Annotated in this window: 22 protein-coding genes and 1 pseudogene; 19 read left to right on the top strand and 4 right to left on the bottom strand. The window is 45.7% G+C overall.

Annotation, left to right across the window (positions count from 1 at the left end; all coding sequences use genetic code 11):
- Window positions 1–203 precede the first annotated feature (203 nt).
- Together QMZ64_RS11930 and czrA are read left to right on the top strand one after the other, a co-directional pair.
- Window positions 204–1,028 (top strand): hypothetical protein, encoded by an 825-nt coding sequence (locus QMZ64_RS11930; protein WP_265626822.1) that lies wholly within the window; start codon window positions 204–206, stop codon window positions 1,026–1,028.
- 85 nt (window positions 1,029–1,113) lie between these two features.
- Window positions 1,114–1,446 (top strand): Zn(II)-responsive metalloregulatory transcriptional repressor CzrA, encoded by a 333-nt coding sequence (gene czrA / locus QMZ64_RS11925; RefSeq protein ID WP_059230573.1) that lies wholly within the window; start codon window positions 1,114–1,116, stop codon window positions 1,444–1,446.
- A 40-nt stretch (window positions 1,447–1,486) separates the two neighbouring features.
- Here czrA and QMZ64_RS11920 read toward each other — a convergent pair whose 3' ends face one another.
- Window positions 1,487–2,038, bottom strand: coding sequence for a CcdC protein domain-containing protein (locus tag QMZ64_RS11920; protein WP_265626823.1), 552 nt, complete (start codon window positions 2,036–2,038; stop codon window positions 1,487–1,489).
- Between the two features lie 136 nt (window positions 2,039–2,174).
- On the opposite strand from QMZ64_RS11920, the gene QMZ64_RS11915 reads away from it, so the two are divergent.
- The 9 genes from QMZ64_RS11915 (at window position 2,175) to QMZ64_RS11875 (ending at window position 9,207) form a co-directional block, all read left to right on the top strand.
- On the top strand, window positions 2,175–3,110 hold the full coding sequence (locus tag QMZ64_RS11915) for a helix-turn-helix transcriptional regulator (RefSeq protein ID WP_301441316.1): 936 nt from the start codon (window positions 2,175–2,177) through the stop codon (window positions 3,108–3,110).
- A gap of 53 nt (window positions 3,111–3,163) precedes the next feature.
- The gene (locus tag QMZ64_RS11910) at window positions 3,164–3,445 is read left to right on the top strand and encodes a zinc ribbon domain-containing protein (protein ID WP_265626825.1); all 282 of its coding nucleotides are present in this window, start codon (window positions 3,164–3,166) and stop codon (window positions 3,443–3,445) included.
- Entirely contained in the window at window positions 3,442–3,915 is a 474-nt protein-coding gene (locus QMZ64_RS11905; RefSeq protein ID WP_265626826.1) for a GyrI-like domain-containing protein, read from the top strand. Before QMZ64_RS11910 ends, QMZ64_RS11905 begins: the two co-directional genes overlap by 4 nt.
- An 81-nt stretch (window positions 3,916–3,996) precedes the next feature.
- Entirely contained in the window at window positions 3,997–4,710 is a 714-nt protein-coding gene (locus QMZ64_RS11900; protein ID WP_265626827.1) for an MBL fold metallo-hydrolase, read from the top strand.
- A gap of 7 nt (window positions 4,711–4,717) precedes the next feature.
- Entirely contained in the window at window positions 4,718–5,290 is a 573-nt protein-coding gene (locus QMZ64_RS11895) for a TetR/AcrR family transcriptional regulator (protein WP_265626828.1), read from the top strand.
- A gap of 239 nt (window positions 5,291–5,529) precedes the next feature.
- Window positions 5,530–6,429, top strand: coding sequence for a DoxX-like family protein (locus QMZ64_RS11890; protein ID WP_265626829.1), 900 nt, complete (start codon window positions 5,530–5,532; stop codon window positions 6,427–6,429).
- A 1-nt stretch (window position 6,430) separates the two neighbouring features.
- Window positions 6,431–7,048 (top strand): DUF4166 domain-containing protein, encoded by a 618-nt coding sequence (locus tag QMZ64_RS11885; protein ID WP_265626830.1) that lies wholly within the window; start codon window positions 6,431–6,433, stop codon window positions 7,046–7,048.
- Window positions 7,045–8,691: a YndJ family protein gene (locus tag QMZ64_RS11880; RefSeq protein WP_265626831.1), complete on the top strand. Its 1,647-nt coding sequence runs from the start codon at window positions 7,045–7,047 to the stop codon at window positions 8,689–8,691. Before QMZ64_RS11885 ends, QMZ64_RS11880 begins: the two co-directional genes overlap by 4 nt.
- 30 nt (window positions 8,692–8,721) lie before the next feature.
- Window positions 8,722–9,207, top strand: coding sequence for a DinB family protein (locus QMZ64_RS11875; protein ID WP_243940783.1), 486 nt, complete (start codon window positions 8,722–8,724; stop codon window positions 9,205–9,207).
- 55 nt (window positions 9,208–9,262) lie between these two features.
- Here the strand turns inward: QMZ64_RS11875 and yqeK are convergent, their stop codons facing one another.
- Entirely contained in the window at window positions 9,263–9,892 is a 630-nt protein-coding gene (gene yqeK, locus QMZ64_RS11870) for a bis(5'-nucleosyl)-tetraphosphatase (symmetrical) YqeK (protein WP_411801690.1), read from the bottom strand.
- A 139-nt stretch (window positions 9,893–10,031) separates the two neighbouring features.
- On the opposite strand from yqeK, the gene QMZ64_RS11865 reads away from it, so the two are divergent.
- The 3 genes from QMZ64_RS11865 to QMZ64_RS11855 all read left to right on the top strand — a co-directional run bounded on the left by QMZ64_RS11865 (window position 10,032) and on the right by QMZ64_RS11855 (window position 11,646).
- Window positions 10,032–10,517, top strand: a complete 486-nt coding sequence (locus tag QMZ64_RS11865; protein WP_265627802.1) for a MarR family transcriptional regulator — start codon at window positions 10,032–10,034, stop codon at window positions 10,515–10,517.
- Window positions 10,518–10,629: 112 nt separating this feature from the next.
- Window positions 10,630–11,229 (top strand): TetR/AcrR family transcriptional regulator, encoded by a 600-nt coding sequence (locus QMZ64_RS11860; RefSeq protein ID WP_265626832.1) that lies wholly within the window; start codon window positions 10,630–10,632, stop codon window positions 11,227–11,229.
- A gap of 6 nt (window positions 11,230–11,235) precedes the next feature.
- Complete coding sequence (locus QMZ64_RS11855; protein WP_265626833.1) at window positions 11,236–11,646, top strand: DUF5367 family protein; 411 nt, start codon at window positions 11,236–11,238, stop codon at window positions 11,644–11,646.
- Window positions 11,647–11,696: 50 nt separating this feature from the next.
- Here the strand turns inward: QMZ64_RS11855 and QMZ64_RS11850 are convergent, their stop codons facing one another.
- On the bottom strand, window positions 11,697–13,025 hold the full coding sequence (locus QMZ64_RS11850; protein ID WP_243940779.1) for a serine protease AprX: 1,329 nt from the start codon (window positions 13,023–13,025) through the stop codon (window positions 11,697–11,699).
- Window positions 13,026–13,245: 220 nt separating this feature from the next.
- Here QMZ64_RS11850 and csaA point away from each other — a divergent pair, with 220 nt between their 5' ends.
- Window positions 13,246–13,578 carry a chaperone CsaA gene (gene csaA, locus QMZ64_RS11845; RefSeq protein ID WP_265626835.1) on the top strand — a complete coding sequence of 111 codons (333 nt, stop codon included), beginning with the start codon at window positions 13,246–13,248 and terminating at the stop codon, window positions 13,576–13,578.
- 44 nt (window positions 13,579–13,622) lie between these two features.
- Here the strand turns inward: csaA and QMZ64_RS11840 are convergent.
- A pseudogene (locus QMZ64_RS11840) lies at window positions 13,623–14,946 on the bottom strand (HAMP domain-containing methyl-accepting chemotaxis protein).
- Between the two features lie 462 nt (window positions 14,947–15,408).
- On the opposite strand from QMZ64_RS11840, the gene abc-f reads away from it, so the two are divergent.
- The 4 genes from abc-f to QMZ64_RS11820 all read left to right on the top strand — a co-directional run bounded on the left by abc-f (window position 15,409) and on the right by QMZ64_RS11820 (window position 20,107).
- Window positions 15,409–17,136 (top strand): ribosomal protection-like ABC-F family protein, encoded by a 1,728-nt coding sequence (abc-f, locus tag QMZ64_RS11835; protein ID WP_265626836.1) that lies wholly within the window; start codon window positions 15,409–15,411, stop codon window positions 17,134–17,136.
- A gap of 146 nt (window positions 17,137–17,282) precedes the next feature.
- Window positions 17,283–17,408: a hypothetical protein gene (locus QMZ64_RS11830; RefSeq protein ID WP_023855724.1), complete on the top strand. Its 126-nt coding sequence runs from the start codon at window positions 17,283–17,285 to the stop codon at window positions 17,406–17,408.
- A 1-nt stretch (window position 17,409) separates the two neighbouring features.
- The gene (locus QMZ64_RS11825; protein ID WP_265626837.1) at window positions 17,410–18,978 is read left to right on the top strand and encodes a spore germination protein; all 1,569 of its coding nucleotides are present in this window, start codon (window positions 17,410–17,412) and stop codon (window positions 18,976–18,978) included.
- A 22-nt stretch (window positions 18,979–19,000) separates the two neighbouring features.
- Entirely contained in the window at window positions 19,001–20,107 is a 1,107-nt protein-coding gene (locus QMZ64_RS11820; protein WP_165428670.1) for a spore germination protein, read from the top strand.
- The last annotated feature ends 17 nt before the right edge of the window (window positions 20,108–20,124 follow it).

The raw sequence follows: 20,124 nt of genomic DNA, 5'->3' as shown, positions 1-20,124 counted from the left end.
AACCCTTTAGGGTTTGGTCAGTAACAAAGGCTTTCAGCCGCAGAGAAAACCACCCGTTAGCACGGGTGGTTATTATTACGTTTCAGGATGATGCGGACAGATCAGCCTGGATATCATGAATAATAGACTGCATATAGTAGCGAAAAAATCATGTATATGTGAAGAAGGTGGTAAAATATAGTTTGAAAGGGGAGGGAGCAATTTTGACTAACTATATTTGCACGACGTGCGGTGTTCAATATGACGCTGCTCCGAAAGAGCCGGCGGAATGCATTATTTGCAATGAAGAAAGGCAGTATGTCAATCATTCAGGGCAAGCTTGGACAACACTGGAAGAAATGAAGCAAAGCGGAAGGTTTCAAAACGAGATCACATTGGAAGAAGAGCGCCTATACAGTTTAACGACAACGCCCGAATTCGGCATCGGTCAATCGGCATACCTGATTCAGGAGCCCGGTTTTAACTTGCTGTGGGATTGTATCACATACCTGGATCAGCGGACGTTTGAGAACATCGAGCGGATGGGCGGAGTCCAGGCGATCGCTTTATCACATCCGCATTATTATGCTGCACAAACGGAATGGGCTGAAATGTTTGATGCTCCGATCTATATTCATGAAGATGACAAACAATGGGTGCAACGGCCGAGCAGCCGGATTGTGTTTTGGTCCGGCGATTCCCTCAAGCTGTCAAGCGGATTGATCTTGCACCGGCTTGGCGGCCATTTTAAAGGGGGAGCGGTCTGCCATTGGGCAAACGGAAACGGAGGCAAGGGAATCCTCCTCTCAGGAGACATTATCCAAGTCGTTCAAGATCGCAGATGGGTGAGTTTTATGTACAGCTATCCAAATTTGATTCCTCTTCCCGCCGGCAAAGTGCAGCAAATGGCTGATCAAATAAAAAATGTTCCATTCAACCGGCTGTATGGCGCTTTTCGCCGCTCAGTGGAAAATCACGCCGGAGAACGTGTACAGCTGTCAGCAGCAAGGTATGCAGAAGCGCTTCAGGGGACGCTGTTTTCGACTTGATCTGTTCCCTGGCTATAAAACTTTTCAACCGGTATGTTTTGGTATATGATATGAAGGTAAAAGTTGCGCGGAAAAGGTGAAAAGCATGAGTGAGCACAATCAGGAAACAACAGAAAAACAGGTGCAGGCCGAGTTAGATGAAGAAACTTTATTTCTCGTTTCACAAACGTTTAAAGCGCTCTCAGACCCTACGAGAATCAAAATTCTTCACCTGCTCTCACAAGGCGAACATTCGGTCAATGAAATAGCGGAGAAGCTGAGTTTGCTGCAGTCAACCGTTTCTCACCAGCTCAGGTTTTTAAAAAACCTTCGTCTCGTCAAATCAAGAAGGGCAGGGACTTCCATTTTTTATTCCCCGGAAGACCAGCATGTCCTAGATGTACTTCAGCAGATGATCGATCATACACAGCATGACTAAAGCTTATGAAAAGGCAAACTCCACATCCCGAGTTTGCCTTTTACGCTGAGCGTTTTTCTTCGATTCTCCCTTTTTTTAAAACAAAAAAAGAGAAACCGACATAATAAACGGCCAGTACAAAAAAACCGATCATCGTCGCAGGGTCCTGCGCAAAAAGGGCGCCGTACGCTGCTGAACCCCCGTTTGAAACCGCAGACTGGAGCTGGCTGATCTCGGCGATCCGGTAAAGAAACCGGTATAAAAATAACAAAAGTACGATCAATTCAATCCATAAATGCGTTTTGAAATAAAGGATGCCGTCCCGATTTTCGATTGACACATGCTTCAGCGCATAGACGGTCAAGATGAGCCCGAGCGCGATCCCAATCAGATCATAAAAGTATGATAAAGGGTGAAGTGCGCTCATCGTCAGCAGAAAAACGAAAATTCCCGAAAAGAGGATGATCCGGAACAACATGCGTGCCGGCTTTAAAGGCTGATAGCCGACTGAGCGTTTGAACTTGATATAGACGATGGACACAATCGCGAAAAACTGTAAAAAATAAAATATGATGTTTTTAAAACCTCCTTTTTTTAAGGAGTATATGTCCAAACTGTATAAATCGTAACAGGAAAAGTGATTTTCTAAATAATTGGGTGATCAGATCCCCTTTTTTGTCATGATATTCCAAATGGTGTGTGCGTTAGAATGAAAATAGGCAGCGTAAGATGAATGTGAGGGATCTGCGGTGAAAATTGACCGGCTATTGGCCATCGTGATTTTATTGATTAATAAACGCCAGGTGCAGGCAAAGGAGCTTGCCGGCATGTTCGAGGTCTCTGTCAGAACGATTTACCGGGATATCGAGGCGATCAACCAGGCGGGCATTCCGATTGTCACCTCACAGGGAGCGGGAGGCGGGATCAGCATCATGGACCGGTTCCGGCTCGAAAATAAACTGCTTTCTGCAGACGAACTGGCTGCCATTACGACGGCTTTGGAAAGCGTTTCTTCGACGTATGAAGTGCTCCATCACGGTTCTGCCCTTGAAAAAATCCGGTTTCTCGTTTCCGAAGAAGAAATGCCGGAATTCCGCAAGAAAACGGAAAAATGGTTTGTTGACATCTCTTCCTGGGGTGAAAGTCCTGTCATCAAAGAAAAGATCCGCTTGTTAGATGAGGCGGCAGACAGCACGCGGGCGGTCTCCTTTACATATGTGAACAGAGAGGGGCAAACCGGAACAAGGAAAGTGGAGCCGCATACCCTCGTCCTAAAGGGAAGGCACTGGTATTTATATGCGTTCTGCCTGAAGAGACAGGCGTTTCGCTTCTTTAAACTGCTGCGTATGAAAGACGTGCGGATGCTTGAAGAAAAGTTTGAAAGAAAGGTAGTCGATCTGTCTTCACTTCCTTGGGAAACATCATGGTACAAACCGGACAATCTGACCGAGTTGACCCTTCTCATTAAGCCGTCGGGAGAGCCTTTGGCGAGAGAATGGTTTGGCTCAGAAGCGCTCACTTATGAAAACGGACAATGCGTGGCAACCGTTTCTTATCCGGAAGATCAATGGCTGTACGGATTTCTGCTCCAATTTGGAACACATATCGAAGTTCTCGCACCTCCCCGCATCCGTCAAAAAATAAAAAACTTGGCTAATCAAATTGTACATTTATACGAAACCTGACACGATGCTGTCAGGTTTCTTTTTGTATGATGAAGAAAAAGGAGGAATGAAACATGGAACATCATGTTTGCCAAAGCTGCGGCATGCCGATGACAAGCGAACTTTTCGGCACAGAAAAAGACGGGGGGAAGAATCGCGACTACTGTGTGTACTGCTATGAAAACGGAGCATATACACATCCGGATGCGACATTGAAAGATATGATCGAAATCTGTGTTCCTTATATAAAAGAAGAGGAAACAGAAGCAGAAGCGAGAGCGCTCTTGGAGCGGACGCTCCCTCATTTAAAACGGTGGGCGGCGGATACGCAAACGAAAGGCGGGCAAAGAAGATGAGCTTTTCTCATTTCGAAAAACAGAAGGCACAGTTATTCAGCGGGATATCGACCGTGACAAGCAACCGCGATGAAGCATCTGAAAAAGGTAAAATTCCTTCCATGTGGAGTTTATACCGTGAAAAATTTCTGCATACTGAACGCCAGGACATAAGGAGAGACACGATCGCCCTTTATTCAGATTATGAGACGGACGAACACGGGACATATACATTTTCAATCGGAACGTTCGTTGATCAGCAAGAAAAAGCGGCCAATCACATTTCGCTCCCTGCATCCGAATATGCCGTTTTTGTTTCAAAGCGGGGGAGTATCGCGGAGGTCGTGCTTGAGACTTGGCAGGAGATTTGGACATGGGATGAAAAAAATCTCCGTACTTATACCGGCGATTTTGAAGTTTATGATGAACAAGCAGAGAATCCCGAAAGCGCCCAAGTTACCATCTATGTTGCTGTCGATCGAAAAAAATAATGCTTGCAAAACTAATGCCGTTAGTTTTAAAATGAAAACTAACGGTATTAGTTTTTTATTTTGATCGAAGAGGTGAAAGCAATGAGGATTACCCGATTTGAATCGGTCTACCAGCTGACTTTTTTTCCGCGCATATTTCCTGTCAACTGTTATTTAGCGGATGAAGAAGACGGCCTTACATTAATTGATACAGGGATTCCGATCAGCAAAACAGGGATTTTAAAGGCTGCGGATCATCTCCGCAAGCCGATTAAACGGATTTTGCTGACTCATGCCCACAGCGACCATGTCGGTTCGCTTGACGAGCTGTGCCACAGCCTTCCCGGTGTGAAAGTGTCCATATCTGAACGGGATGCACGTCTGTTAAAAGGTGATACAGAGATGCTGGAAGGGGAGCGCGGAACAATCAAAGGAGGCGTTCCGAAAAACATCAAAACAAATCCTGATATCCTTTTAAAGGAAGGAGACAAGATCGGTTCATTGCTGACCGTTTCATCACCCGGGCATACGCCTGGCAGCATTTCGTTTTTTGATGAAAGAAGCGGCCTTCTCATAGCCGGTGACGCGTACCATACGCGAAGCGGCATGACGGTATCGGGGCATTTAAAGCTCTCATTCCCTTTTCCGGCTTTGGCCACGTGGGACAAAGAAATTGCTTTAGAAAGCGCGCAAAAGCTGTTAGATTTAAAACCGAAGGCGCTTGCTGCCGGCCACGGCGATCTTGTCCATAATCCGGCTCAAGCGATGAAAAAAGCGGTAAACGAAGCATATATCAAATTGAACAGGAAAGGATGAAGAAATCGTGTCTCCGCGAATCGGTTTGAATAAAGATGCAGTATTGGAAGCTGCCGCATTTCTGGCTGATGAGGAAGGCATTCATGAAGTGACGCTTGCTTCACTTTCCAAAAGGCTGAATGTCAAATCTCCGTCTCTTTACAATCATATAAAAGGATTGAACGACTTACGAAAAGAACTCGCACTTTACGGCTTGACGATACTTTATGAAAACATGGCTTCTGCTGTCGAGGGAGCCGAAGAGGATCAGGCTGTCAGCAGAATGGCTCACGCATATGTCGCTTTTGCCAAAAACAGACCGGGGCTTTATGAAGCCACTTTTATTGCAATGCCTGATGAAGATGAACGGCTCGACGAAGCAGGAGACAGAATCATCGACTTGGTGCTTTCCGTTCTGAAAGACTATCATTTAGACGATGACTTCGCGATCCATGCGGTCAGAGGCTTGAGAAGCATCATGCATGGATTTGCAACACTCAGGCAACACGATGCGTTCGGACTTCCTTATGATGTGGAAGAAAGTTTTGATCTGACAATCCGTGCCTTCCTAAAAGGCATTGCTGTCTATCAGACCGAATAAACAAGGGAATTTCCCCTTAATTGTTTACATTTTTTCGAAAATTTAGTATGATTGTCGTATGGCTCTTCCATTTTTTGAGTCATAGGTATGAGAAGGCTTAACCAGCCACTAATTGCCTTGGCCTAACAGCCGAGGATTTTTTTATGCAAAGAGAGACTGGATATGCAAAAATTGGTTCACACATGATGGGTTCCATGTTATGCTGTTATTGTGAATATATTCACAAAAGGGCGTGCGCAATGAAAAAAACTCCGATTTACGTAGAAATATCTATCCAGACAGATATGGAGCGGCTATGGCGCTATACCCAAGATCCTGCCCTCCATCGGCAATGGGACTTGCGATTTACGGACATTACCTATTTAAAGCGCAGACCGGGTGAACCGCAAAGGTTTTTATACGAAACAAGAATCGGCTTCGGCTTGAAAATTTCCGGTACAGGAGAGTCTGTCGGAAACGTATATCAAGACACGGGAGACAGAGTCTCGTCACTCAAGTTCGCTACAAACCACCCGCTTTCTGTCATTCGCGAAGGCAGAGGATACTGGAAATACAGCGAGAGCGAAACCGGGATCACGTTTATGACACAATACGATTATGACACCCGTTACGGGAGGCTGGGCCGGCTTGCAGATATGGCATTCAGGCCGCTCATCGGCTGGGCGACGGCCTGGAGCTTTGCTGCGCTGAAGATTTGGCTTGAAAAAGGACTTCATCCAAGGCTGCTTTTTCAAAAAACATTGATCTATTGGCTCGTTTGTCTGCTGTTTTCTTTCGTCTGGATTTACCAAGGGCTTGTTCCAAAGCTCATCATGGCTCATCCTGAGGAAATCAGCATGCTTTCGGCTTTCACGGGCGGCCGTTTTCATCCCGAAATGCTCCTGAAGCTTATCGGTTTGGCCGAGGTGATGGTCGGTCTGTTATGGCTTTATCCAGGTCGGAAAAGGAAGTGGTTCCTTCTGCATATCGCCCTGCTTGTGCTGCTTTCGGCATCTGCGGGAATGGCTGATTTCGCATCTTTTGTCCAACCTTTTAACCCGGTCGTGCTGAATGCAGCGCTTATCATCTTGTCCGTTGTCGGCTATGTGAACGCTTGCGGCATTCCAAACGCGGGTAATACGATCAGAAAGAGGCGTTGATTTGGTTTCGATGTATGAACGGGTGATCGAGGACTTTCACCTTCTTCACCCAAAACTCAAGGAACGGTATCACCTCACTCAAGAAAGCGCGTTCAGAGGAAAAGGAGTCATGACGGAAATATCCGGCGGTTCGTACTTGATCAGGCTGTTGTTTAAAGCGGGAACGGTCTTCCGCTGTTTTTTTCCCGAAAGAGGGAGGAACGTTCCGTTCACGATTGAAAATCATATTCGACTGACGAAAAATGATACACCGGCAGCCGTTTGGAACAGAACTTTCTTTTTTCGTGACAAACAAAGGTATTTTGATGCTGTCATGATTTATGATGAAAGCCGTGTTGAAATCATCGACTATTTCGGACATCCGCCAATCTTAATCTCAAGCCTGCGGTTTAAGGCGGAAGCCGACGGATCGTTGTCGATTACTTCTGTCAGACAATGGCTGCCTTTATTCAGTAAAAAGCTGCCCCTCCCAAAGTGTTTATACGGTATTTCCAGCGTGAATGAATCGTATGACGAAGAAAAAGGCTGTTTTACGATTGATGTTCATGTGAAAAACCCGCTGTTCGGGACGCTGTTTGCCTACAGAGGAACGTTTAACAGGGAGGGGGAGACGGCATGAAAGTCCGCCGCTTTTTTGTAAGCGTTCTTTGCTTTGCGGTTTTTTTCGCCGGAAAAGCGCCGGACATCCCGGCAGCAGAGGCGCTGCTTTTATTATCGATGCTGTTTTTTGTTCCGGCCGCGCTCGATCTCATTCAGCATGAAAACGGAATGTTTCGGCTGATCAGCGCGTGTTTTCCTTATGCGGCATGTGCGGCTTCGTTATCCCTGTTGTTCCATTCCCCGCTTTTTTCATCGGTTTGGCTGTGCTATACGGGGATGATCGCCTTTTACGGCGTCCTTCGCCTCTGGGAAAGAGGAGGAAAGGGCCTTGACGAGGCATCGATTGACAGCGGCCTGCTTTACCTTCCTTTCGGAGGGGTTTGGCTTTTTGCTTATACGCTGAATCTCCAGGTCATGGATTTCAGCCCGCTGATCGTGCTGCTGACAGCGGTGCATTTTCATTATTCTGCCTTTCTCATTCCGATTTTTAATGGATTGCTCGGAAGGAAGCTGAAAAAGAAAGGCCTTCTTTATGCGGCGGTGACATGGCTCATCATGCTGTCTCCGCTTTTCATTGCGGTCGGCATATCGTTTTCGAAAACCATTGATGTCTTCGCCGTTGCGCTGTATTTGGCGGCCATATACGGCAGCGGCTTTCTCGTCTCGATCGCGGCCTTCAAAAATAGCTCGGCTCGCCGCTTTGTTATCTTTTCGTCTTTAACATTGATGATCACTATTGCTTTTTCACTCATTTACTCTTACGGCGTTTTTCGCGGCCGGCCGACTTTTACAGTTCAGGAAATGATTTGGATTCACGGACTTGTCAACGCTTTAGGCGTCATTATTCCAGCGCTGACCGGCTGGCGTCTTGAATCTCCTGAGCCGGACTGTGAAAGGAGGCAAGGCGAAACGATGAGCAACATTTACGGTACATGGAGAATCGGAGCCGATTTTTTACACCGGCACCGATTACAAAGCGATTCGTCTTACCAAGGTCTTACCGATGATATGAGCGCATTTCAGAGAAACGGATTTCAGCTTGAGACCGTTTCTCCTCTTATTCTCGATTTCTACGAGCATACTGCCGATTATTCGTTAACAGCGGAGATCGCCTGGCGTCCATGGTTTAAGCCGCTTGCACACATATACCGGCTGATTTCAAAAATGACAGGGCAAATTCATTTGGGGACAAAGACCGGGCGGCAAACGATGGAGGGCGAGATTATCGGTGTTGATTCAGCCAAAGACGGCAGGAAGAATGTGCGCGCCTGGGTCAGAACGAACGAGGAAGGCGAGACTGTGTTCGTGGCGCTTTATTCTGCTCATACCCATAATCACATCACATATATGAATATTGCGCTGCCATTGCCGTTTTCCAATATGACAGGCATTTTAAAGCCGAAAGCAGAAGACGGCTGCCTGATTTTGACGAGCAGTGACAAACGATCTGACCGGGGGGATGAAGGGATTTTCCTTTCGACCGGAACAGGTACGTTTAAACTGCCGCTTGTCGAACGCTTTATCATCAAAGAGCAGGGACGAAAGAGGCTCTGCGCCCATCACCGCATGTGGCTGTTCGGCATACGGTTTCTCGACATTCAATATCATATTGAAAAAAAGGATTCTGCCGTCAATAGGGCGAAAATAGCAAATGAAAGCTAGGCAAAAATCGAATCGAACTGGAGGGTATTTATGCTAAAAAACGTTTTGCTTGAACAGTTTAAAGCATGCTATAACGAAACGACTTGGTTTGTTTGTTTTCAAACGGCTTCCGCTGATCTCACGGAAAGCCAGGCAAGGCAAAAAGGGGAAGGTTCGGAAAATTCGATTTTAGAAATTGCCAACCATTTGATTTTTTACAACGAGCGCTATTTAAAGCGGTTTAAAGGAATTCCCGTTCCGGCTTTTGATTATACGATCGATGATACGTTTGTAAACAAAAGCGGACTGGGCTGGGAAGAAAGCCGGCAGGAACTGAATACGATCTATGACGAATGGATCGATGCGCTTTCGGCATGCGAAGAGGAGATGCTGAACGAGCCGGCCCAGCATGATCCGCATTCCACCTGGGCGGAGATTTTGTCCCTTCTCATTCTTCATAACGCTTACCATCTGGGACAAATCGTCACCATCCGAAAACAGCAGAAATCGTGGGACCCTTCAAAAGGCGTCAACTAACGGTGTTGTCAGGCAAGATGGCGGCTTAAGGCGGTCACCCACCCTAAGCCGCAGTTCATTTTGCCTGGGGGGATGCTTCGATTATTGCTTTTAGGTGATAATAGGCGTCTTTTAGCCAGGGATGGACAACTTTCAGTTTATCTTTTTGTTTCCACAAATACTGAATATAAACAAACGCCCCGTGCTCCAGAGAAATTTCAAGCGCTTCATGAAGCTCCTTGATGTAAGGCGGAGTCCCCGTCTGATCCCATTCGATTTTGTCCGCTGAAAACAGGACAAGGTCGAGCTGGGAGGGATTTTTTTTAAGCGTTGTATGGCATTCTATTGCATCTAAAATATCTTGATCCGCCACCTGAAACAGGTCCCGCGCCATCACTTTCGACAGTTTTTGATGGATAATCATCGGAAATATCCGTTCTTCGGGCAGAATATCAATACCGAGCGCCTCAGCAGCTGCAATTCTTTTTGCATTAGGGATGACACCGCTGATGTCATGCAAAATTCCGGCTATTCCCGCTTTTTGTGCAGGAACATGAAAACGCTTTGCCAATTCTTCAGCCGCTTTTTTCACCCTTATCGAATGTTCGGCCGTTTTTTCGTGGTTATGGCGTCTCAAAAATTCAAGGGCACCTGAAAATACATCGCCTGTGCAGCGAACTTCCATCTCTATTCCTTCAATATTCATCAGCGATTCTCCTTTTTGATGTTATTTCATGATAAACAAAACACATTCGTTATCTTATCATAACATTGACAAATCCTAGAACATACAATTAAAATATTTTGTTAACCGGAAAATAAAAAGAAGGGACTGTCGATTGACTATGTCTGAACTGACAAAACAGCTGATCTATGATATGTATGTTAAACTCCTGCACCTGAACGAACAAAAAGCGGATACTGATCTCAAGGCATTTTTAAAGCAGGCGGCAGAATCTGATGTTAAACGGCTCCCGGGGAATATGACGACGATCCATGTCATCAGCTGTATCGGTCATGATGAACCGATTAACAACACAGGCATCGCCAAAAAAATGAATTTATCAAAAGCAAATATTACAAAAATCAGTTCAAAGCTGCTGAAAGAAGGCCTCATTAAACGGTTTCAATTGACGGACAATAAAAAAGAGATCTACTTCAGGCTGACGCCCAGCGGAAAACAAGTGTATGAACTTCATGAAAAGCTCCATCAGCAAAAAGCGGAACAGTTTCAGAGGTTTCTCGATTCGTTTTCTGCAGCAGAACAGGGAGCTATTTTGAAATTTCTTCAAGGCATGGCGCATATGGCAGAAACAGGTAATAAACAATAATAATATTATGTTAACTTGAAAAAAAGAAGATAAAACCGATTGACAAGAAAACACTTCCAGATTATAGTTAAGCTAATAAGTTAGTTATCCAGATAACTAAGAGGTGAAGTGAATGGCAAGGCCGAATGTGACATCAAAAGAAACGTTAATTGAGGCGGCTAAGCGCCGCATTGCCGGACATGGTCTGGACAAATTGACGTTAAAGGCGGTTGCTGAAGAAGCAAAGGTGACACAGGGAACGGTTTACTATCATTTCCGGACAAAAGAGCAGCTTGTGTTTGAAGTGGTCCGCGACCTTTGCCGCGCGTCGTGGGAAAGGTTGAAGGCAAATGATAAACCCGCTGCCGAAAAGATAAAAGACGGATTGTTATCGGCGAAATCAAGAACACGGAAAGATGCGTATTACCATCAGCTTTTTTTAGAATTGGCCGTTTTAGGTTTTCGAAATGAAAAGATAAACGAACAGCTTGGAGAACTTCTCGAAGAGGAAAATGCGGTGTTGGCAGAACAGCTTTCCGAGATGTGGAAGCGTTCTCCTGTTGACGGGGTTTCTTTCAGCACGTGGGGCGTTCTTTTAAACGCACTAATCGACGGTCTTGCGCTTCAGTCGCTGATGTCTCCGGAATTTGCCTCTGAAAAAGTCTACGGGGAATTAGAGGCGGTGCTGCAGATGCTGACGGAAACCGCTGTAAAACAGCATGGAGGGGAGTAAAGGGAGATGGAGATGTTGACTGAAAAACTCGGTTTGACTCTTGTTTTTTCGTTCGTTGTCTGGCTTGGCGCCACCGTGTTTTTTATGCTGTTCGGCAGTGCGGTTCTTGCCGAACCCAGCCAAGGTGCTTTTATGCTCCGCTTTTTGCTTCTTGAAGCCGGAACTTTTGCCCTGCTATATGCCGTGATCCTCGCTTACCGGCGAGTTGACAAATCGAGGTTTGCGGCGGTTAAGCTTGGCATTGTAGGGTCGGCAGTCGGTTTATTTCTCGACACTTTTTCTTTATGGCATCATTCATTGATCTTCCCGGCGCTTTCAAAGGGCCAGGTGATTGGATTTGCGGTTTGGATGGTCTTCGCGTATGCCATGTATTTGACGATACCGCTCATACTTGAAAAAAGAAGGTCTGCAGTTTAAATGTATTATGTAAGATTCGCCCGCTTTATGCCAAAACGGGCGAACGGTCTTTAATCTTGCGGAACCGATTGTTCTGCATTGATGTATCCCGCACCGTAAACATTTGAATCGCGATCTTTCCATAAATCGGTTCCGTCTATTAACAGTTGTTTGATTTCATCAGGTTCTGTCCCCGGGGCTTGCTGAAGAATAAGTGCTGCAATGCCTGCGCAGATCGGCGTGGCCATCGAGGTTCCCGATAATATCATATAATCCGTGCCGACTCTGTTTGCTTTTTGCATCTTATCGAGGAAAGATCCGGGTGAACGAAGCGATGTAATATTTGTGCCCGGTCCCAGCAAGTCCGGTTTAACTTGACCGTAGATCGTCGGCCCTCTGCTTGAATAAGAGGCAACATCATCATCTTCCCGGCTGACTGTATCCCGGTCATCCAAAGCTCCGACTGTAATAATCTTGCTGCTGACGCCGGGGCTTGCAATCGTTTGCGCATCAGGGCCGGAATTTCCGGCTGCAGCACATACAACAATGCCTGCGTCCCATGCTGCATGAACAGCTTTAACGACCGGATCTTCTTCCTCATTCTCGTAGCGTAACGCATCTGCCCCCAATGACATTGAAAGAATGTCGATCGGATCATCAGGATTTTCCTCATTGAATTGAATGCACCAATCGATCCCTTGAATGACGGTTTCCAGCGTGCCGGATCCCATTTTGTCCAATACTTTTACACCGACAAGTTCCGCTTCAGGAGCAGGTCCGCGGTACTGACCCGATGAGGCCGCTCCGTTTCCGCATGCATCGCCGGCGCAGTGTGTGCCATGGCCATTGTCATCATACGGTTCTGTCCTTTGGTTGACAAAGTCTTGAAAAGCCCTGATCCTGCCTTCAAGATCTTTGTGAGGGTATATGCCCGTATCAATGACAGCGATTGTGACACCTTTGCCTGTCAGTGTCTGGTTGTTTCTGATCACCTCTTTGGCACGGCTTGATTCAACCGCTACGTCAAGGAGCGCTTTCACTTTGCGATTTAAATAAATTTTGCGAATGTCACCGCATTGAGATAGAAGCGATTGCAAAGAAGAAGGGGTGACTTCCGCGCTGCAGCAGCTAATGTTGGAGAAGCGATGCTTGATTTTGTTTCTTCTATTACTGCCGATCATTTCATTGACTAATTGATAGCCTTTATGGTGGCTGTCTTTTTCAAATTCAATAATGACCGGTATTTTTTTGTTCTTCATTAATATTTTTTCGAAAAATCCGTGTAAAAAGCAAGGTGTCCATTTAAAAGGTTTATAGAGTTTCAGCACGCTTTCTCTCAGCGGCCGGTCCAGTTTATGGGCGTTGGACCTTACCATTTGAACCATATAGGAACCGAACATCCTAGTTCCACCTCATCTCTTAGTTTTTTCTTCCTCTTAATCTATGAATGAAAGGGGGTTCCCGTAAAGTTGGCTGTCCTAAAACGGCGGCAAAAGAGGCCTGTTTCCTATTCGCTTCTGGAAGTGGCAACGGAAGTCCAGGGTTTCAACGAATCAAAATACATGATATTCTAGTCATGTCAATATCACCCTCTAGAAAGCGGCCAAAGGAGCTGAATTCATGGCAACAATCGAAGATTTTTTAAAGCTTGATATTCGGGTTGGGACAGTTATAAAAGCGGAAGAGTTTCCGGAAGCGAAAGTGCCGGCTATTAAGCTTGAGATCGATTTCGGAGAAGAGATTGGCGTCAAGCGTTCGAGCGCTCAAATCACAAAGCGTTATACACCTGAAAAGCTTGTAGGGCGGCAGGTGACAGCAGTCGTCAATTTTCCGCCGCGGCGGATTGCCGGGTTTAAATCTGAAGTTCTCGTTCTTGCCGGCGTGCCGGAAAAAGGCGACGTTATTTTGCTGGCGCCTGATCAGGAAGCGCCCAATGGAACGAAGATCAGCTGATACATAAAAGAGAGGCTCCCTCCAAACAGGAGGGAGCCTCTTTCTTATTTCACCTTGAATTTTTTCGTCAATTCTCGCAGATCTTCCGCCATCTGTTCAAGTGTGGCAGAGGACGTGCTGATTTCTTCCATTGAAGCCAGCTGTTCTTCCGCTGATGCTGCAATATCTTGTATTCCGGCTGTGCTTTCCCTTGAAACATCGGCGATTTCCTGAACGGCACCGGAGACTTCCTGCGAGCCTTTCGACAATTGTTCGACTGCCGCATTGAGCGTTTGCAGCTTGCCGGCGATCTCATTCGTCATGCCGCTGATTTCGTGAAAGCTCGTTTCTGTTTTCTCGGTTATTTTGAGTCCGAATTGGACTTCATCGTTGACCGATTGAAACATGTTGAGAGAATGTTCGATTTCTTTGACGATTTCCTGAATCAGCGCTTCGATTTCTTTTGCCGAATCCGCTGATTGGGCAGCAAGCTTTCGAACTTCTTCGGCGACGACGGAAAAGCCTCTGCCTGACTCGCCGGCGCGGGCCGCTTCAATCGCAGCGTTCAATGCCAATAGATTCGTTTGATCGGCAATTCCGTTAATGAACCTGAGAATTGATGTGATATCTTTCGATTTGCCTTCGAGACCTTTGACGACGCTCTCAGCTTGTTTGACAGATCGATCGATGGAGTTCATCTGGCCGACCGTTTTCTGAACGAGTTCTCCGCCGGTTTCGGCGATTTCTGTCGATTTGATCGATGATTCAGTAATCGATTCTGACACTTCGGTCTTTTCGCTCAGATGATCATTCATTTGACTGAGCTGCTGCGAGCTGGTTTCGACTTTTTCATTCTGGCTTTCGGCCCCGTTAGAGAACTGTTCGATCGCAGAAGTAATATGTTCTGTCGCCTGGCTCGTCTGTTCCGCGCTTGCAGTCAGCTGCTCTGATGATGAGGCGACATTCTCAACCGATTCTTTAAACCAAGGTCTTTCCGCCGTCAGGCATTTTCGTATAAGGATGCTGCACGTAGACACCGTCTGCAGAGCCTGTGAACACGGCTTCTACATCTTTATTTTGTCTGGCGTATTGTTCAAACTGTTGTCTTAACGAAGTCTGGCCTTTTTCCTTGTATGTTTTTTCTTTGATCTCTTCACTGAAATATGTAACAGCATCCGCTTTTTTCTCAATGTTTTGATCGATCATTTCATTTAATTGATCGACGCTGTTTCTTGCGCTTCTCATGATTTCATCTTCAATCGACCCGCCTGCCGTATAATAGGAAACACCTGAAAGGATTAAAACAGGGAGCGTTAAAATCAATAAAAATGAGACCGCTAATCTTTTGGAAAGAGATGGATGCTTGAACCAGTCCAATATTTTTTTCATTCGCCAAAACTCCTTTTTATAGGTTACGAGATTAATATCGGACAATTTTCACACTTTTGCATTAAATTTTAAATTTCAGACTTCGAAATAAAATTCTCAACTAAGGCGAACGCAACAGTTTTCGGGATTGGCTGAAAAAGGGCTGCATAACTGTTGACAAAGTTTACCTTCGTTTATATACTAATCGGTAAATACAGTGAAAGGAATAGGTATAGGGGACATGAAGCAGTAATCTTATTTTCCATCGTTTTTTTAAATATGAAAAAACGGAAACTTGGAGAATAGGATGAGTATGCCCTTTTATACCTTGCATCAATTTCTGAAATTTGCATGTTTTTTGTCGTGCAAAGAATTGGGATCGGTTCATACCGCTTTCACGATGCGTATTTTGGCATGATATCCTCTCCGGGTTTCCGCGAGAGGTTTTTTGTTGTCAGCCAAAATAAAACAGAGGTGAACGGTATGACGATCTTAATGAAAATAAGAGGTTTGCAAAAAAGCTTTGGAGAGCAAACGATTTTAAAAAACATCGATTTTGACATTTCCAATCAAGAGCGGATTGGGTTGGTCGGATACAATGGAGCGGGGAAAACAACGCTCGCAAATATATTGAGCGGTCATATAGAAGCCGACAAAGGTACTGTTCAAACAGACCGGACGCTTAAAATCGGCTATCTGCTCCAGTCGATTGAGTACTCCGTTCATGATTTCAACAGCATCTTAACAGGCGATGAGGGCGGGAAATTATATCAGTTGGCCAGCCATCTTGGCTTATCAAAGGTCCAGAGCTGGAATTCCGAACGGCTCAGCCATTTGAGCGGGGGAGAAAAACTAAAGCTTGCACTGGCGCACGTCTGGAAAACGGTGCCTGATCTCCTCATCTTAGATGAGCCGACCAATCACTTGGATTTAAAAGGAATCAGCTGGCTCCTTGAAGAACTGCAACAATATCGAGGGGCTGTATTGATTATTTCTCATGACCGTTATTTCTTGGATCAATCCGTCTCCAAAATACTTGAGCTGGAAGATGGGAAATTGCACACTTATCAAGGAAACTATAGTGCATACCGGCAGGAGAAAAAACGGTTATATGAAGAACGTCTGCACCAATATGAAGTCCAGCAAAAGCAAAAAGAAAGAATCGAGTCACAGATTGCAACGCTCCAAAATTGGTCACAGAAAGCCCACCATGACTCAACAAAACAGGGATCACGGTCAGAACGAAGGCAGCTGGGCTTTAAAGAATACCACCGGGTAAAAGCCAAAAAGCTCGATAACCAAGTCAAATCAAAGCTTAAACGCCTTGAACAAGAACTTGAAAAAAACAAAGCGGAAAAGCCACAAGAAGCAGAATCTGTAAATTTTCAATTTTCATCGGGAGAAAAAAGGGGCAAGCGGATTATTGAAGCAAAAGACCTGACAAAAGCGTTTGACGGACGCACTTTATTCAAAGACAGCCATTTTTACGTTAGTCATGGTGAGAGAATAGCGCTTATCGGAGACAATGGCTGCGGCAAAACGACCCTTGTGAAGATGATGTTGGATGCTGAACCTGCAACAGCCGGAACGCTATGGAAGAGCCGATCTGTAAAGGCCGCATATTTAAGCCAGGATGTCAGTGATTTAAGCGTTGATCAAACAGTGGCTGAAGTACTGAATTTGTCTGACAGAGCCGAAATCGCAAATGCGCGGACCATTTTGGCCAATATGGGAATCAAAGAAAACCGCTTTCATAATGAAATCGGGACATTCAGCCTCGGGGAGCGGACCCGGATTAAACTGGCAGGTATGATTTTAAAGGATTATGATCTGCTGATTCTGGATGAACCGACCAACCACCTTGATTTGCCAAGCAGAGAGCAGCTTGAACAGACATTGCTTGAGTTTCAAGGCACGATCATCATTGTGTCGCATGACCTGTATTTTACAGATCAATTGTGCAACAAACTTCTTGTATTTGAAAATGGGCGCATCATCCGCGTCGAAACCGGATTGAAAGATTATCGGAACAGAAAGAAACAGCGACATGCAAAACGCGATGAAGAGGAGCGGCTTCGCATCGAAAATCGGATGACCGCCGTTCTCGGAGAATTGGCCGGACTCACACCCCAAGACCCGAGATATCATCAATTGGATCAGGAATTTTCAGAGCTGGCCAAACGCAAACGGGCGTTTTTAGAAAAAGAATAAATGGAAAGAACCATTTGTGTTTTTTAACACAGATGGTTCTTTTTTGTTTGACGTGGTTTAAATTACCACCCATTAGATATGGCACCCAAGGTAATAATAGGATAAAAATGATGGACTTACTACAGCAATAAAAAAGGGTGATCAACATGTGGAAAACGATTGTTTCCTATTTTCCGGACTGGATGGTCCTGATGCAGGCTTTTTTTGTTTTTTTCGTCCCGTTTGCCATATCAAAAGTATTTCTGTGGCTTCGTACGGCAGGGGATGATTGATATGAGATGGTGGAAAGCAAAAACGCGCAGATTGATACAATCGTCCAACAAGCCGGAAAAACCTAAAAATGAAGTGCCGGCTTTGGAATCAACGGGGTATTTGACCGGCGATTTTGATCACGACCTGCAAGCGGTCAAAACAGCCTTGGAGAATAACTCAGACGTTCATTTCCGAGAATTCAACTTAGGGCGCACCGGCATCCGGGCGGCGATTGTTTTTGTTGAAATGCTTGCAGATCAAGACCTGATTGACAAACATATTATGAAATCCCTTATGGATGATTTCTCCAAAGAATATAACATTGAGCTTTCTTCATTAAGCAGCAATATACCGGACTTAATCCAAAAGCAGATTTTATCAATCAGCGGAGTATCAGTGGCAAAGCATGTCAGCGAAGTGGTGCCGGAAGTGTTGATGGGTACGGCCATACTGCTGATCGACGGTTCAGCGGAAGTTTTATTGCTGGGAACCGTTAAAAAAAATACAAGGAACATTGAAGAGCCCGTATCTGAATCCTTGGTCAGAGGGGCGCGCATCGGCTTTACGGAAACAATTGGCACAAATACAGCCCTTTTGAGGCAGCACGGCAAAAATCAAAATTTGTCTATGGTTCAATTTCAAGTTGGGAAGCGAGCTGTCAAAAATCTTGTCGTCGCCTATATTAAAGACGTGGCTGAACCAGGACTGGTTGAAGAAGTCAAAAAAAGAATCGAAAAGATTGATATCGATGATGTGCTCGAATCAGGTTTTGTCGAGCAGCTGATCGAAGACAATTATCTCAGTCCATTTCCGCAGGTGCAAAGCACTGAACGTCTTGACAGGGTGATGAGTGCGTTAATGGAGGGCAGAGTGGCCATCTTATTGGACGGGACGCCTTTTGTTTTAATCGTTCCGGTTACATTCAGTATGCTCCTGCAATCGCCCGAGGATTATTATGAACGCTGGCTCCCGAGTTCACTGATCCGCATCATGCGAATTGGCGCAGCGATGATCTCGCTTCTTGGACCCGCTTTATATATTTCCTTTATATCGTTTCATCCTGGGCTGATTCCGAGTGAACTTGCGATTTCCATTACCGGAACGAGGGTGGGTGTACCTTTTCCATCGCTGATCGAAGCGCTCATTATGGAAGTGGCGATCGAAATTTTGCGCGAAGCCGGCCTTCGGCTGCCAAAACCAATCGGTCCGGCGATGGGAATCGTCGGCGGTATCATCATCGGGGAGGCTGCCGTGCAGGCAGGCATTGTCAGCCCGATTATGGTCATCGTTGTTGCCGTTACCGCGATTTCTTCATTCGCCATTCCGCAATACAGCGCCGGTATTTCGCTGCGCATGCTGAGATTTGTGGCGATGTTTTGTGCAGCCGCGTTCGGCTTGTACGGGGTGATTTTGTTTTTCCTCATGCTTGCCAGCCACGCGGTGAAGCTGAAAAGCTTCGGTGTTCCATACGCAAGCCCGGCTGTCCCTTATCGTTTGCGCGATTGGAAAGATTTCATCGTTCGCATGCCGATACAGATGATGAAAAAGCGGCCGAAGATGCTAAAAACAGACGATTCGACACGTCAGTAGCAGAGAAAGGAGGGAGACGCTTATAATGGTCAGGCACGAAGAGCGCATTACCACTTCGGAAACAGCTGTTATCATCACCAATTTCCTGCTTGGAACAGGGATCCTGACGCTCCCGCGAACGTCTGTTGACGAGGTGGGGACACCTGATGTTTGGATCACGCTTATATTAGGCGGCTTGATCGCACTCTTGGCCGCGATCATCATGGTAAAGCTCAGCCATCAATACCCTGATAAAACCTTTTATGAATACAATCAGGACATCATCGGAAAATGGATCGGCAGCCTGATCAGCTTGTTTTTCGTGTCTTATCTATTGGCCCATTCGGGTTTTCAGGTCCGCTCAATGCTTGAAATCATCCGTTTTTTTTTACTGGAAGGAACCCCCCGCTGGGCCATAGTGATGATTTTTTTATGGGTCGGATTATACTTGATCGTTGGCGGTTTAAGTTCGATCGCCCGATTGTTCCAAATCGTGCTCCCCATTACATTTATTCTTTTTCTGCTGGTCGTGTTTATGGGTATCGGAATTTTTGATGTGGACAACATGCGTCCTGTACTTGGCAAGGGAATAGGGCCTGTCTTAAAAGGAATAAAGGTGACCGCATTGTCTTTTTCAGGTATTGAAATCATTTTGATCCTGATGCCCTTCATGTATCAGCCTCGCAAGGCCATTCATACGGTTGTGATCGGGATCGCCATCCCTTTGCTTTTCTATATGATCACCGTCGTTATGGTAATCGGCGCCCTGTCTATAGACGGGGTGGTTTCACGGACCTGGCCGACGATTGATTTGATGAGAAGCTTTGAAATCCCCGGTCTGATATTTGAACGGTTTGAGTCGCTGCTGCTGGTCATCTGGATCATGCAGCTGTTCTGCACCTTTGTCATTTCTTTTTATGGTGCGGCATTAGGCCTGGCCAATCTCTTTAAAACAAATATTCGGCCGATACTGTTTGCCTTGCTTCCGGTGATTTATCTCATGGCCATGATCCCGAAAAATATCAACAACATGTTTGCATTCGGAGACTTTATTGGAAACAGCGGCGTTTATTTAGGCGGCTTGACCCCGCTCGTTCTGCTGGTGATTTCAAAAATAAGAAGGAGGAAACAAGGAACTGACAGAGGCTGATGATTGAAAAAGGAAAG

The organism is Bacillus sp. LB7 (assembly GCF_030449715.1).
Taxonomy (GTDB): Bacteria; Bacillota; Bacilli; order Bacillales; family Bacillaceae; genus Bacillus; species Bacillus paralicheniformis.
This window is presented reverse-complemented; position numbering and strand designations above follow the sequence as displayed.